Source organism: Dechloromonas hortensis, assembly GCF_009469765.1.
GTDB classification, from domain to species: Bacteria; Pseudomonadota; Gammaproteobacteria; order Burkholderiales; family Rhodocyclaceae; genus Azonexus; species Azonexus hortensis.
This window is the reverse complement of record NZ_SSSQ01000004.1, coordinates 25,864-39,913: the sequence shown is the minus strand read 5'-3', so window position 1 is coordinate 39,913 and position 14,050 is coordinate 25,864. Positions and strand designations below refer to the sequence as shown.

Genomic DNA, 14,050 nt, shown 5'->3' with positions numbered 1-14,050 from the left:
AATGGATGTCAGACCAAAGACCCGACCCCGATCAACTGTTGAGTCGCCTGAATGAGGCGGAGGTCCGGGCCAAACGCGGCAAGCTGAAAATATTTTTCGGCGCCTCGGCCGGCGTCGGTAAAACCTACGCCATGCTCGGTGCGGCACGACTGCAATTGCTGCAAGGCGTGGATGTGGTGATTGGCGTCGTCGAAACCCATGGCCGGATGGAAACGGAAGTCATGGCTGATGGCCTCGAACATCTGCCCTTGCGGGATATTCCCTATCGTGACCGCATCCTCCGGGAGTTTGACCTTGATACGGCACTGACCCGCAAGCCGGCGCTGATCCTGATGGATGAACTGGCCCATTCGAACGTCGCTGGCTCGCGCCATCCCAAGCGCTGGCAGGACATCGAGGAGTTGCTGGCGGCCGGCATCGATGTCTATTCGACGGTAAACGTCCAGCACCTGGAAAGCTTGAATGACGTTGTCAGCGGCATTACCGGCATCCGCGTCTGGGAAACGGTGCCGGACAAGGTATTCGACGCTGCTGACGAGGTCGTGCTGGTGGACCTGCCGCCCGATGAACTTCTGCAACGTCTGAAGGCTGGCAAGGTTTATCTGGCCCATCAGGCCGAGCGGGCAATCCGCAATTTTTTCCGCAAGGGTAACCTGATTGCCCTGCGCGAACTGGCGCTGCGTCGTACGGCCGACCGGGTCGATGAGCAGATGTTGCAATACCGGCGCGATCAGTCTGTCTCGCCCGTCTGGCAGACCAGGGATTCCTTGCTTGCTTGCATCGGTACCAGTGTGGCGGCCGAAAAGGTCGTTCGCACAGCCGCCCGCGTGGCAGGCCGGCTGGAGGCCCCGTGGCATGCCATCTATATCGAAACCCCCGCCTTGCAGCACCTCTCCGAGGAGAGCCGCCATCGTATCCTGCGTAACCTCAAGTTGGCCGAGGAACTGGGCGCCCAGACGGCGACACTGTCGGGCAGCGCCGCCGAAGAACTGGTGGTCAAATACGCCCGCGATCACAACCTGTCGAAAATCTTCGTCGGTCGGGATCACCCGCGTCCCTGGCGCCCCTGGTATCGTTCCTTTGCCGACCGAGTCGGCCAGCGCGCGCCTGACCTCGACATCCTTCAGGTGGCCCGCGCCGATACCGACCGTGATCCTGGAAAAGCTGTCCGGGAGCGAGTCGGCGACAGCATTTTCGACCAGTGGCCAGCCTACGCCAAGGCGGCAGCGGGCTGTGCGCTGGCCGGGCTCGCCGCTGCCATGCTGTTCCCGATTGTCGACCTGCCGAACATCGTCATGGTCTTTCTGCTGGCGGTGGTGCTGGTCAGCATGCGCTACGGGCGCGGCCCGGGAGTCCTGGCTTCGTTCCTGTCAGTCGCCATTTTTGATTTTTTCTACGTCCCGCCCCGCTTTTCCTTTGCGGTCACCGATGTCCAGTACCTGATGACCTTTGCCGTCATGCTCGTGGTTGGCCTGATCACCGGCCAACTGACCGCCGGTTCGAAATACCAGGCCAAGGTAGCGACAAGGCGGGAGCAGCGCGTCCGTTCCCTCTATGAAATGTCACGGGATCTTTCGGCGGCGCTGATGCCCGAGCAGATTGCCGAAATCGGCGAGCGCTTCATCGTTGCCGAACTGGGGGCCAAGGCTGCTTTCCTGCTGACTGATGATAACGACCGCCTGCAGCCCGCGCTTCCCTCCGCCAATGGCCTGCCTGCCGTGGACATGGGCATCGCCCAGTGGGCTTTCGATCACGCCGAAGCGGCCGGGCAGGGCACGAATACGCTGGCTGCCAGCCCGATCCTGTATTTGCCGCTGAAGGCACCGATGCGTCAGCGTGGCGTACTGGCACTCGAAGTGCGCGATACGGACCGCCTGCTGATCCCCGAGCAACGGCGATTGCTCGATACCTTTGCCTCGCTGATCGCCATTGCGCTGGAGCGTGTGCATTACGTCGAAGTCGCCCAGAATACGACCGTGCAAATGGAATCGGAGCGCCTGCGTAATTCGGTGCTGTCGGCCATTTCTCATGACTTGCGCACGCCGATGAGTGTTCTGGTTGGTCTGGCCGACTCCATGTTCCTGACTCAGCCACCACCTACCGGACAGCAAGCCGAGATCGCCCGCTCCTTGAAGGAAGAGGCGCTGCGCGTCAGCGGCCAGGTTAACAACCTGCTCGACATGGCCCGGCTACAGTCGGGGCGGGTGGAGTTGAACCTGCAATGGCAGCCGTTGGAGGAAGTGGTCGTCAGCGCCCTGAAAGTGCTGGAGCGGGCCTTTGCCGAGCACAAGATCAAGGTTTCGCTCGATGACAACCTGCCGCTGATCAATATCGATTCCGTCCTGATGGAGCGGGTGATCTACAACCTGTTGGAAAACACTGTTAAATACACGCCGCCGGGGAGCTCCGTCGAAATTGGCGCCAATGTGCGGGAGCGGGTCATCGAGGTCTGGGTCGACGATAACGGCCCAGGATTGCCCGAAGGAAAGGAGGAGGTCATTTTCAAGAAATTCGAACGTGGGCAGCCGGAAGGCGCCACCCGAGGGGTTGGACTGGGCCTGGCCATTTGTCGGGCCATTGTCGAAGCTCATGGTGGAGAAATTCATGCCGAGAATCGGCCTCAGGGTGGCGCACGCTTCATCTTTACAGTGCCCAGGGGCAACCCGCCACTGCTCGATGCCGAGGATGTTGCCGAGGACGAGGAGGTTCATTGAATGTCTACCGCCACACCCACGGTAATCGTCGTTGAAGATGAAGCCAAAATACGCCGCTTCATCAAACTGGCCCTGGAGGCGGAACAACTGGAGGTCTTCGAGGCGGACTCGGTGGCGCGCGGTCTGATCGAGATTGGTACCCGGCAGCCCGACCTGGTGGTGCTTGATCTCGGCTTGCCGGATGGCGACGGGATCGAGTTGATCCGTGACATGCGGACCTGGTCGGAAATACCCATCATCGTGCTTTCCGCCCGGACGGCCGAAGCCGACAAGGTGGCGGCGCTCGATGCCGGCGCCGATGATTACCTGATCAAGCCGTTTGGCGCTGCCGAACTGCTGGCCCGCGTCCGGGCGCACCTGAGAAGACGTTTCCGCTCGGGGGCGAGTGGCGCGGCGGTATTCGAGTTCGGCAATGTCCGCATCGACCTCGGGAAACGTATTGTCGAAAAGGACGGCCAAACGGTGCACCTGACCCCGATCGAATTCAGGCTGCTCGCCTACCTGATCGCCAATCCCGATTCAGTCCTGACCCATCGCCAGCTATTGAAGGCCGTCTGGGGGCCTTCCCATATCGAGGACAGTCACTATGTTCGCGTTTATATGGGGCATCTCCGGAAAAAAATCGAGGAGGATCCGACACGGCCTAAGTTCATTCTGACCGAGTCGGGTGTTGGCTACCGCTTTGTGAGCTAGAAGAATCCAGTACCCGGCATTTTGCTTGTCTTGCAGGTCAGCCTTGCCGTGGTCGGGCTACTGAAGGATTGACAGCCTTGAGTTCGAGTTTTTTATGCGTTTGTATTGTTGAACCAATTTGCCAAATGGGTACTCTCTTGGTTGTAGGTCGTGCTTTTGTAGTATCGACAAAACTTGCGAAATGGATACCCTGTGTTTCCGGGGGCTCAATCTGACCTTGCCCAAATCAAATAGATAAAATCAATCGAACCGTGAAGCAGCGCCCGTTATCCGTCTTTCTTGCGCGCTTGATCTGGCTCAGCATGGCGCCGGTGGTGCTGTTTGCGGTGTGGCTGGCATTCGACCATATCCATACGCTGGACAAGGAGCGTGCGCGCGAGGCGAAGGATCGGGCGCAGAATGTGGCGACGGCGATCGATCAGAATCTGCGGGCCCGGATCAAAGGGCTGCACATGCTGGCCGTTTCCGGCATGGTGGATGATCCTCAGCGCTGGCCGGAGCTATACCGTGAGGCGAAGGGGTATCTCGATGGTTTCGAGAGCCATGTCATTTTTTCCGATGCCGATCGGCAGATGCTTTTCAACACTCGTTGGCCGTTCGGTGCTCCGCTGCCCAGGCTGCCGGTCGCCAAGGGTAAGACAGCAGCACCGCTGGCGCTCGAGACAGGGCGCCCGCAAGTCGGCGATATTGTCGTCGGGCCGGTTGCCAATGTTCCTTTGGTTGCCATCGCGGTACCGGTGCTGCGCGATGGCAAGGCTACTCATCTGATGCTGACGACGATCGATATCGATCAATTCAGGCAACGTCTTGATCGTGTCGCGCTGCCGGCGGGCTGGTCGCTGGCCCTGGTCGATGGTACGGGGGCCGATATTGCCCGCCGTTCTCCAGCGGGATTCAAGTCGGAGGAAGATGTCGCTCCGGATGGGCGATTCACCGCCAAGCTGGAGCTGGCGCCATGGTCGATCGTGCTGGAAACGCCGCGCGACTTGCAGCGCAAGCACATGATCGAGACTGGGGCCTTCCTTCTGGCTGGAATCAGCCTCAGTGTTCTGCTTGGCCTGGTGGGAGGAACCTTCTTTGCCCGTCGGCTGGGCCGACAGCTGATGGCTTTGACGGGGCCCGCCGGTCAACCGATGCCCATACCGGAAATTGCCGAAATCGCGGCGGCGCAAGACCAGCTTGAAGCGTCGACGAACGCCAGAATCGAGAGCGAACACCTCTTCGCCGCTACATTCGAGCTGGCGGCGGTGGGGATCGCGCTGGTCGCACCCGATGGTCGCTGGTTGCGCGTTAATCACAAGCTGTGTGCCATCGTTGGTTATAGCGAAGACGAACTGCTGAAGAAAACCTTTCAGGACGTCACGCATCCGGATGACCTCAACACCGATCTCCGGCAGTTGCAAATGATGCTCGCCCGCGAGATCGAGCACTACTCGCTGGAGAAGCGCTATTTTCGCAAGGATGGTTCGATCGTATGGATCGATCTTACCGTCGCGCTGGCCTGGAAGAGCGATGGCACGCCGGATTACTTCATTTCGGTGATCGAGGACATCACCGAGCGCAAACGATTGCAAGCCGAACTGGCCGATTACCATGCCGGACTCGAACGACAGGTGAGCGAACGCACGGCACAACTGGCCGAGGCGCAGAAGCGTGCCGAGGATGCGAACCTGGCCAAGAGCGCCTTTCTCGCCAACATGTCGCATGAAATACGCACGCCGATGAATGCCATCATCGGCTTGACCCATCTGCTGCGCAAAGATCGACCGACGGTTGAGCAAGCCGAGCGTCTGGAAAAGATCGATGCATCAGGCAAGCACCTGTTGTCGATCATCAATGACATTCTCGATCTGTCGAAGATCGAAGCCGGAAAATTCACGCTGGAAGACAAGGATTTTGCGCTCGAGCAGGTGCTTGACCATGTTCAGTCGCTGATTGCCGATTCGGCGCGCGACAAGGGCGTGAAGATTGAAATCGACGGCGATCATGTGCCGTTGTGGTTGCGCGGCGACCTGACCCGGGTTCGCCAGGGGCTGCTCAACTTTGCCGGCAACGCGGTCAAGTTCACGGAAGACGGCACCATCACGATACGGGCAGAGCTGCTCGAAGAGCGGGATGGCAAATTACTGGTGCGCTTTGAGGTGCGGGATACGGGGATCGGCATTCCGGCCGAAAAGCTGTCGAGGTTGTTCCAGGATTTTGAACAGGCCGACGTCAGCACGACCCGCCGCTTTGGCGGGACAGGCCTCGGCTTGGCCATTACCAAGCGCCTGGCGCTTCTGATGGGCGGCAATGCGGGGGCGGAGAGCCTGCCCGGGCAGGGCAGCGTGTTCTGGTTCACCGCCTGGCTCCAGCGTGGTCATGGCGTCATGCATCGGGAAGATCGTTTGCAGGAGGGCGCCGATCGAGCGCTACGGCGCGAGCATGTCGGTGCGCGTTTGCTGCTGGTCGAGGATAACGAGATCAACGTCGAGGTTGCCTTGGAGTTGCTGCATGGCGTCGGCATGCATGTCGAGACGGCCGAGGATGGCCTGGTGGCAATCGAGAAGGCGCGCTCCGGCGATTTTGATCTGATCCTGATGGATATGCAGATGCCGAACATGGGGGGGCTGGAAGCCTGCCGTATCATTCGCCGCCTGCCGGGCTGGGAAACCAAGCCGGTTCTGGCCATGACCGCCAATGCCTTCGATGATGACCGCGCCGCCTGTCAGCAAGCGGGGATGAACGATTTCATCGCCAAGCCGGTTGATCCTGAGGCGCTCTATGCGACCCTGCTCAAATGGCTGTCGCTCACCTCAAGCCGGACGGTCCGGCCGGAAAAGGCGGCGGACTAGGTTTCGCCAGTCTCCCGCCAGAAAATTCCGATTGCTGCGGTCGACCGGCCCGGCAAGGCAAAAATGCCTCCTCCGAGGGAACCCTCAAACCAGCCAGAGTTTTTTCCAGCCTGCGTGGCCGAGGCCTTCCATGGTTTCGATATTGCGCTCGAAGATGTCCGCCGCATCGGGAAAGGCGGCGACGGCGCGGTCGATACTGCTTTCGCGCAGCAGGTGCAGGGTCGGGTAGGGCGAGCGGTTGGTGAAATTGGCGATATCGTCCGGCGCGCTGCCGGCGAATTCGTATTGCGGATGCAGGCTGGCGATCTGGAAAATGCCGTCGAACTCCAGGTTGCGCAGCAGCGCCTCGACTTCGCCGAGAAAGAAGTGATAGTCGAGAAAGTCGGTCATCGCCTGCGGATGGATGAGCAGCGTGGTGTCCAGTTCGGCCGGGTCGGTTTCGGCGAGCAGGGTCAGTTCGTGCTCCAGTTCGGCGAGCAGTTGATCGGCCGTCGTCGCTGCGGTCAACGCGTAGCGGACCTGCTTCTTGACGAAGACGCTCTTCGCGAACGGGCACAGGTTGAGGCCGATGACGGCGCGTTCGAGCCAGACCTTGGTGTTGTTCAGGATGTCGTCGCTGGCGGCGGCATCGGTGTAGGGGGTGAGAACCTGGGTCATGGCGGCGCGCCCCGGAAGGCGATGGAGGGCTGAGCGGGGAGGCATTCTAACGCCTCCCGGGTCAGCCAACGGCAGCAACTAGAACAGGCTGTCGGCTGGCGCCACCTTGAGCCGGGTGGAGACCGCCTTCAGCGCAATCAGATGCAGCATCTCGCTGACCGTCGTGCAGCAGTCGGCGACGAGGCTGACCTGGTAAGCGTCGGCGGCGCGCGAGATCGCCGTATGGGTGACGCAGTTCTGCGTCATCATGCCGCAGACCAGTAATTCGCCAACGCCCAGTTGGGCCAGCGTTTCTTGCAGTGTCGTCTGGTGAAAACTGTCGGCAAAGGCCTTGACGACAATCGGGGCGTCGGGGGCGGCGGCGCGAATGGCCGGGTGAATCTCGGCGCCGCTGCTGCCGGCCTCGAAAAAGGGGGCGCCGGCATCGGCAATGTGCTGGACCAGGATAACCGGCATGCCGACGCTGTGGGCCCGGGCGATCGCCTGTTCGACCTTGGCCAGCGTCGCTTCGCTGTTCCATAGCGGGAATTTGCCGCCGGGAAAATAGTCGTTCTGCAGGTCGATGACGAGCAGGGCGCGTTGGCTGGCTGGCAACATGGTTGATCTCCGTTCAGTGAATGTGCAGCGATTATTGGCCATTGCCCGGGAACAGGTGAGTGGCTCGAATGACAAAAAGCGCTAAGATCGGGCCAACTGCAAGCAAGCTCTCCGGTGCCGAAAAATGTCGCAACATCTGATCGCCGTGGTCGCCTTCGACCGCATCAGCCCGTTTCATCTGGCCGTGCCCTGCGTGGTCTTCGGCGATGCCCAGCCGGCTGGGGGCGGCGCTTACCAGCTACGAGTCTGCGCGGTGGAGAGCGGGCCGCTACGGACGACGGCCGGCTTCAGCCTGGCCATCGAGCATGGCCTGGAGGCCCTGGCCGAGGCCGATACCATCATCGTGCCGAGCTGGCGCGACCCGGCCGAACGGCCGCCGCCCGCGCTACTCGACGCGCTGATCGCGGCCGATCGGCGCGGTGCCCGCCTCGTCGGCCTCTGCCTCGGCGCCTATGTGCTGGCCGAGGCCGGGCTGTTGGCCGGGCGAAAGGCGACGACGCACTGGGCGTATGCCGGCGATTTTTCACAACGCTATCCGGCGGTCGACCTCGATCCCGACGTGCTTTATGTCGATGACGGCAATCTTCTCACTTCGGCCGGCACCGCCGCCGGCATCGACTGTTGCCTGCACATGCTGCGCCAGCAGCTCGGCGCCGAAAGCGCCAACCGCGTCGCCCGCCGCCTGGTCGTGCCACCGCACCGGCAGGGTGGACAGGCCCAGTTCATCGAACAGCCCTTGCCGGCCACGGCGCACGATTCACGGCTGGCCGGCCTGCTCGACTGGGTCCGGGCCAATCTGCAAGTGCCGCATACGCTGGATAGCCTGGCCGCCCGCTCGCTGATGAGCCGGCGTAGTTTTACCCGCCATTTCCGGGCGCTGACCGGCAGTACGGTCGGCCATTGGCTGCTCGGCGAGCGCCTGGCACATTGCCAGCGCCTGCTCGAAAGCAGCGAACAGCCGGTTGAACAGATCGCGCTGCTCGCCGGCTTTGGTTCGCCGGTTTCGCTGCGCCATCATTTCCGCCAGGCCTTCGGTGTCTCGCCGCAAGCCTGGCGGCAAACCTTCAGGGGAAACTGATTTACACCGCCGCCCGACGCCGGCGGGCGACGACGGAAATCAGGCCGAGACCGGCCAGCAGCATGCTCACCGTTTCCGGCTCCGGTACGGCGGAGATCGTCGCGTAGCCGCCATCCTTGACCGTGTAGGCGAACGGCGTGTTGACGAAGGGGGTGCCGTTGCAGCCGGCACCTGTCGAGCCTGCCATGCCGCAGACCACCTCGGCGACCAGCAGGCTGTCCGGGGTCGTTGGCTGGTTGAAGACGCCGAGGTTCATCTGCACGTTGTTGCGGTTGGCGAGGTCGCTGCCGTCGGCGGCAAACAGGTAGCCGGCCAGCACGCTGCCGGCGACGGCATTGGCCTGAATGCTGACCATGCCGTTGGCGTTGAGGCCGCCGCCGAAAACACTGAAGCTGGCGATGTGGGTGCCGTTGTCGGCGCCATAGCTGCCGGCTGCGCTGGCGAAATCGAAATTGCGGTCGGCGTAGAGATTGATGCTGCCCGAGGTGAAACTCAGCGCGAACGGATTGAGCAGGCTACCGCTACCCGTCACGGTGTAGGTAATGGTCAGATCCTGCGTGCCGAAGGGTGTGCTCTTGTCGGACTGCAGCGCCTGGTAGGCGCCATGCTCGATGAAGTTGAAGCCGGTCGGATCGGTGCTGCTCGGCAGAATCTGCACGTAGCCGACGCCGCCGACATCGAGCTCAGAAAGCCGGGTGGCACCGGCCAGGCCGGTACCACCCGGGTTGAGCTGCCATTCGGTCGCGGCCTGGGCGAACTGGCTGGCAAGGCCGAGGGTCAGGGCACAGAGCAGTTGGGTGAGGCGCTTTGCGGAGCGGGGAGTGGTCATGATTTCCTAGGAAGGGATCGCCGGCGGCGGGGCGTCGTGGGCGCCGGCATTGCAGTCGGCAAGACACGGTGCGGCGCTTCCGGAGTGGTTGCGATAAAGAGGAAAAAAATGCCAAACGATTATACGGCTGCCGTCTGTGCGTGACGATGTCATTTTTGTTGGCGGCTTGCTATCGCGTCGTCCACGACGCCGAGTTGTCGTAAAAGCAACAACTGACACCCGCCGCTTGCCGGCAAACGGCTGACTGCCCCGGGGTCTGGCCGGGCTTGCAGCTTGGCATTGCTCTTGCGTCGACTGGCTCGTCGTCACCAATTTTCGCCAATAGTCATGAGCCTTGCCGAACCAACCACTTACCAACGCATTCCGGCTGCCCAGGCCCTAGCCTTGATTGCTGTCGAAGCGGACGCCGCCGTGTTCGACGTGCGCGATGCTGCCAGCTATCAGCGCGGGCATCTGCCCGGCGCCGCTCACCTCGCCGAGGACCGGCTGCCGGGCTGGTTTCGCCGGCTGGCCAAGGAGCAGCCGGTGATCATCTACTGCTACCACGGCAACGCCAGCCAGACCTTTGCCCAGATGTTCATCGATTTCCGTTTCCGCCGGGTGTTCAGCGTCGACGGCGGCTACGAGGCGCTGGCCGCTGTAATGGCGGCGGCCTGAAGCGATGAGCAAGAAGTTCTACATGACGCCCGGCTCGTGCTCGACGGGCATCCATATCCTGCTCGAGGAATGCGGCCTGGTCTTCGAGGCCCATATCGTCAACCTGCTGGCCGGTGACCAGTACAAACCCGACTATCTGGCGATCAACCCGAAGGGCAGCATTCCTGCGCTGGTGCTCGACGATGGCACCGCCCTGACCGAGTTTTCGGCCATCGCCTGGTGGCTGGCCCGCAGCTACCCGAAGCGCCAGTTGCTGCCGGCGACGGTGGCGGGTGAGGTGCGCGCCCTCGGTTTGATGAACTACGCCGTACATACCCTACATACGCAGGGCTTTGCCCGCATCTTTACCACCGAGCGCTTTGCGCCGAGCAGTGGCGACCATGCCTCGGTCCAGGCGCAGGGCCGGCAGATCATCGACCAGGGCTTTGCCATCGTCGATCGCGAGCTGGCCGGGCGGGAATATGTGGACGCGCAGTTCGGCATTGCCGATGCGGCGCTGTTCTACGTCGAGTTCTGGGCCGAGCGGATCGGCATTGCATTGCCGGAAAACTGTCTGGCCCACTATCGCCGGCTGCTGACCCGGCCGGCGGTGCGCCAGGTGCTGGCGGAAGAGGGCTACGCCTCGGTCTTGCGCTAGCGGCGCGGAGTTGCGCCGGTGCCGGTCAGGGGGCCGGCCGCGAGGCGGGGCCGAGGGCGGAAGGCGGCGGCAGGCGTTTCGGAATCAGGTTTTCGTCGAGCAGGCGCTCGATCCGGAAAAATACTTCATAGCGCGAGAAGGGTTTTTTCATGAAGTCGTCCGCGCCGATCCGGGTGCCGAAAAACTTTTCCATCGCCTGTTCGTTGCCGCTCATCATGATCACCGGCGTATCGCGCAGTTGCTGGTCGCGGCGAATCTGGCGAAGGGCGGCAAAGCCGTTCATGCCGGGCAGCATGATGTCGAGAAAGACCAGTTGCGGACGATGCTGGCGCATCAGTTCGAGGCCGCTTTCGGCATCCAGCGCTTCGATGGTTTCGTAACCGGCCGAGCGCAGGAACTTCTTGAGGACGGCCAGAATGGTTTTCGAATCGTCGATGATCAGGACCCGCGTCCCTTCACGGGCGTTGAGACGGGTACGCTGGCGGCGCTCGGCCGAGCTCTCTTCCGGGGCAATCGTTTCCGGAAAGGCCAAGGCATCCTTGCGTCTGAACAGCGCCTTGAGTTTTTCGAGTAGTCCCAACATTGTCCCTTGATTCGTCCGATGCAGTTCCGGCCGCAGCGGCAATCGGGATTGCTGCGCTGCACGGAAAACTATAGTGCGCCATTTTATGATGCATTTTGCATTTGCACTAAGGATTGCGCTGGCCTCGGCAAATATTTCTTCGCTGCGAGTCGGGCGGTATTAAACCCGGAGCCCAGGCCGAGCGCAAATTTTGCGCTGCCCGGGCAGTGCACCGCAGCAATCGGGCGGTCAGGCTATTTGGCGGGGACTTCGATGAAATGGCGTTTCAGCCACTCGCGGTCGAGTTCCCAGGCGACCTCCTTGACGCCGGGTTGGGCGAGGACGATGGCGTGGGCTTCGGCCTGGACCCGGCCGAGCCGTTGTTCGGCCGCGATAAAGGCCGGGTTGTTGGCGTCCTTGGTGTCGATGTCGGGGAACAGGGCGGCCAGCGCCCGGAAGGCCGGTACCTCGAAACTGCGTGGCGTGCTCAGATAGGCGGTGTCGCCGCTGACCTTGAGTACCTTGAACTGGTAGGGATAGTCCTTCAGTTCCTGGCTGGCCTGCGCTTCGATGGCGCTGCTCAATTGCCGGGAACGGGCATCCGGCGCGCGGATATACCAGTCCAGCCCGACCAGGAAAACCAGCACAAGGACGATCCAGTAAGATTTTTTCACCATGCGGCTCCGGCAGTTCGGACTGCATCAGCCCGCAAATAGCTTTATATATTAGCATTGATTGATGTACTGGCCGGTACTGCCTGGCATTGGGCTGGGCTGGGAGTTGCCCTGAAGCTCGTCGGATGTTTAGCTAATTGTTCAAATTTAACAAAATGTTATGGTCTAAATCGATGGTTCTTTCTTCACCGTTGATGGCCGGTCGGTAATATCCTGATGCAATGTGCGGGATTATTTCAATTCGTAGTTCATTGTTATGTAAGTATTTATTTATTTATTTGCGCTATGTGTTCAGGCTGGTCAGGCGCACCCGGACGGGCTATCATCGGCCGCTGTTGACATAAATCAAACTAGATTCATTCTTGGAGAGTTGGTGATTTTATGACTATTGCTACACGTATCATTTTGTTGATCGGCCTGGCCATTGCCGGCCTGGTCGGCGTCGGCGGTTTCAGTCTTTATCAGATCGTGACCATCAATCAGGGGGTGCGCGAGACCAACGAGGTGCTGCTGCCCAGCATCAGCACCTTGCAGAACGCACAGGTGGCATTTCTCCGAGCGCGGCCGCCCTTGCTCAGCATGCTGATCGAAACCGATGCCGAGAAGCTGGCTGCCCTGGAAAAGCGCTTCAATGAACGCCTGGTCGAAATGCGCGGCGCGCTGACCAGTTACGAAAAGCTGCTCAGCGATGACAAGGATAGGGAACTGCTCGCCACCGACAAGCGCCTGGCCGAGCAATATGCCGTTTTCGCCGAGAAGTTTCTCAATGCGGCCCGCCAGGGCAAGCGCGAGGAGGGCCTGCAGATCACGGGTCAGGCCCGCGAGATCATCGACGGTCTCAATGTGGCGCTGATCGAGCATGTCAAATACAACCAGGTGCTGGCCGACCGGGGGGCGAAGGAAGCCTTCGCGACTTACGAGAGCGCCCGTAACATGGTTATTGCCTCGGTGATTCTGGTCGGCTTGCTGGTCGCCGCCATCGGCTTCATCATTTATCGCCATGTTTCCGGCTCCCTCGACACTATGGTCGGCATGTTCTCGCGCGTCGAACAGGAACTCGACTTCACGTCCCGGCTCAAGGTCAGCGGCAATGACGAACTGGCCAAGGTGGCCCATGCCTTCAACGGTTTGCTGCAGCGCCTGCAGCAAAGCTTCCGCCAGATTTCCCAGCACGCCGAGTCGGTCAATTCCGCGGCCCAGAAGGTGTCGACCGCCGCCCGCGAAATGTCCGTCGCCTCCAGCTATCAGAGCGAAGCGGCGTCCAGCATGGCCGCTTCGGTCGAGGAAATGACGGTCAGCGTCAATCACGTGGCCGACCGCGCCGAAGAGACCCGGCGTCTGTCCACCAATGCCGGGGCGCTGGCGCAGAAGGGCGAGGGCATCATCGGCGATACCGTGCAATCGATCAACGGCATTGCCCAGACGGTCAAGAACGCTTCGGGCCAGCTGACCGAACTGGAACTGCAAAGCGAAAAGATCAGCAGCATTGTGGCCGTGATCAAGGAAATTGCCGACCAGACCAACCTGCTCGCGCTCAATGCCGCGATCGAGGCGGCGCGGGCCGGCGAACAGGGCCGTGGTTTTGCCGTGGTGGCCGATGAAGTGCGCAAGCTGGCCGAACGCACCGGCCAGTCCACGCAGGAAATCGCCGCTACCATCCAGCAGATGGTGGCCGGTTCCCAGGCTGCAGTGCTCAGCATCCAGACGGTGGAAGGGGCGGTGACGACCGGTGTCGGTTATGCCGAGCAGGCGAGCAGCGCGATGCAGGAAATCGGCAGCGGCTCGCGCGATACCGTTGAGATGGTCAGCGACATCACCGGTTCGATTCGCGAACAGGGCGTTGCCAGCACCGACATCGCCCAGCAGGTCGAGAAAATCGCCCAGATGACCGAGGAAAACAGCGCCGCCGCGCAGTCCACGTCCAATACCTCCGATGAACTGGTCCAGCTGGCCCAGGAAATGCGGAATATCGTCAGCCAGTATCGCGTTTGACCGTCTCCGGCCGGGGCGTCGCGGCATGCGGCGTTCTCCCGGCCACCGGCGGGCGGACATTCCTGCCCGCCGCCGCATTTTCGGCTTTTTGCGGCAGTCGACCGCAGGCATCGCCGGAAAGCTCCG

At 61.5% G+C, this 14,050-nt stretch carries 12 protein-coding genes; 7 read left to right on the top strand and 5 right to left on the bottom strand.

Annotated features, from left to right (window positions below; translation table 11 throughout):
- Positions 1-5 precede the first annotated feature (5 nt).
- The 3 genes from kdpD to GH663_RS08390 all read left to right on the top strand — a co-directional run bounded on the left by kdpD (position 6) and on the right by GH663_RS08390 (position 6,241).
- Positions 6-2,714: a two-component system sensor histidine kinase KdpD gene (gene kdpD, locus GH663_RS08400; RefSeq protein ID WP_153131218.1), complete on the top strand. Its 2,709-nt coding sequence runs from the start codon at positions 6-8 to the stop codon at positions 2,712-2,714.
- Positions 2,715-3,407, top strand: a complete 693-nt coding sequence (kdpE, locus tag GH663_RS08395) for a two-component system response regulator KdpE (RefSeq protein WP_153131217.1) — start codon at positions 2,715-2,717, stop codon at positions 3,405-3,407. It abuts the gene before it with no gap.
- A gap of 251 nt (positions 3,408-3,658) precedes the next feature.
- Entirely contained in the window at positions 3,659-6,241 is a 2,583-nt protein-coding gene (locus GH663_RS08390; RefSeq protein ID WP_153131216.1) for a hybrid sensor histidine kinase/response regulator, read from the top strand.
- A gap of 84 nt (positions 6,242-6,325) precedes the next feature.
- Here GH663_RS08390 and GH663_RS08385 read toward each other — a convergent pair whose 3' ends face one another.
- Both GH663_RS08385 and GH663_RS08380 read right to left on the bottom strand, forming a co-directional pair.
- Positions 6,326-6,898, bottom strand: a complete 573-nt coding sequence (locus tag GH663_RS08385) for a DUF1415 domain-containing protein (protein WP_153131215.1) — start codon at positions 6,896-6,898, stop codon at positions 6,326-6,328.
- A gap of 78 nt (positions 6,899-6,976) precedes the next feature.
- Positions 6,977-7,495 carry a cysteine hydrolase family protein gene (locus GH663_RS08380; protein ID WP_153131213.1) on the bottom strand — a complete coding sequence of 173 codons (519 nt, stop codon included), beginning with the start codon at positions 7,493-7,495 and terminating at the stop codon, positions 6,977-6,979.
- A gap of 124 nt (positions 7,496-7,619) precedes the next feature.
- Here GH663_RS08380 and GH663_RS08375 point away from each other — a divergent pair, with 124 nt between their 5' ends.
- Complete coding sequence (locus GH663_RS08375; protein ID WP_153131212.1) at positions 7,620-8,573, top strand: helix-turn-helix domain-containing protein; 954 nt, start codon at positions 7,620-7,622, stop codon at positions 8,571-8,573.
- A gap of 1 nt (position 8,574) precedes the next feature.
- Here the strand turns inward: GH663_RS08375 and pepA are convergent, their stop codons facing one another.
- On the bottom strand, positions 8,575-9,402 hold the full coding sequence (gene pepA / locus GH663_RS08370) for a flocculation-associated PEP-CTERM protein PepA (protein WP_153131210.1): 828 nt from the start codon (positions 9,400-9,402) through the stop codon (positions 8,575-8,577).
- A 327-nt stretch (positions 9,403-9,729) separates the two neighbouring features.
- On the opposite strand from pepA, the gene GH663_RS08365 reads away from it, so the two are divergent.
- Together GH663_RS08365 and GH663_RS08360 are read left to right on the top strand one after the other, a co-directional pair.
- Positions 9,730-10,059, top strand: a complete 330-nt coding sequence (locus GH663_RS08365) for a thiosulfate sulfurtransferase GlpE (RefSeq protein WP_153131202.1) — start codon at positions 9,730-9,732, stop codon at positions 10,057-10,059.
- 4 nt (positions 10,060-10,063) lie between these two features.
- Complete coding sequence (locus tag GH663_RS08360) at positions 10,064-10,696, top strand: glutathione S-transferase family protein (RefSeq protein WP_153131200.1); 633 nt, start codon at positions 10,064-10,066, stop codon at positions 10,694-10,696.
- 25 nt (positions 10,697-10,721) lie between these two features.
- Here the strand turns inward: GH663_RS08360 and GH663_RS08355 are convergent, their stop codons facing one another.
- Together GH663_RS08355 and GH663_RS08350 are read right to left on the bottom strand one after the other, a co-directional pair.
- The gene (locus GH663_RS08355) at positions 10,722-11,279 is read right to left on the bottom strand and encodes a response regulator (protein WP_153131197.1); all 558 of its coding nucleotides are present in this window, start codon (positions 11,277-11,279) and stop codon (positions 10,722-10,724) included.
- Positions 11,280-11,512: 233 nt separating this feature from the next.
- Positions 11,513-11,935 carry a hypothetical protein gene (locus GH663_RS08350; protein WP_153131195.1) on the bottom strand — a complete coding sequence of 141 codons (423 nt, stop codon included), beginning with the start codon at positions 11,933-11,935 and terminating at the stop codon, positions 11,513-11,515.
- A 378-nt stretch (positions 11,936-12,313) separates the two neighbouring features.
- Here GH663_RS08350 and GH663_RS08345 point away from each other — a divergent pair, with 378 nt between their 5' ends.
- Positions 12,314-13,924 carry a methyl-accepting chemotaxis protein gene (locus GH663_RS08345; protein ID WP_153131191.1) on the top strand — a complete coding sequence of 537 codons (1,611 nt, stop codon included), beginning with the start codon at positions 12,314-12,316 and terminating at the stop codon, positions 13,922-13,924.
- Positions 13,925-14,050 lie beyond the last annotated feature (126 nt).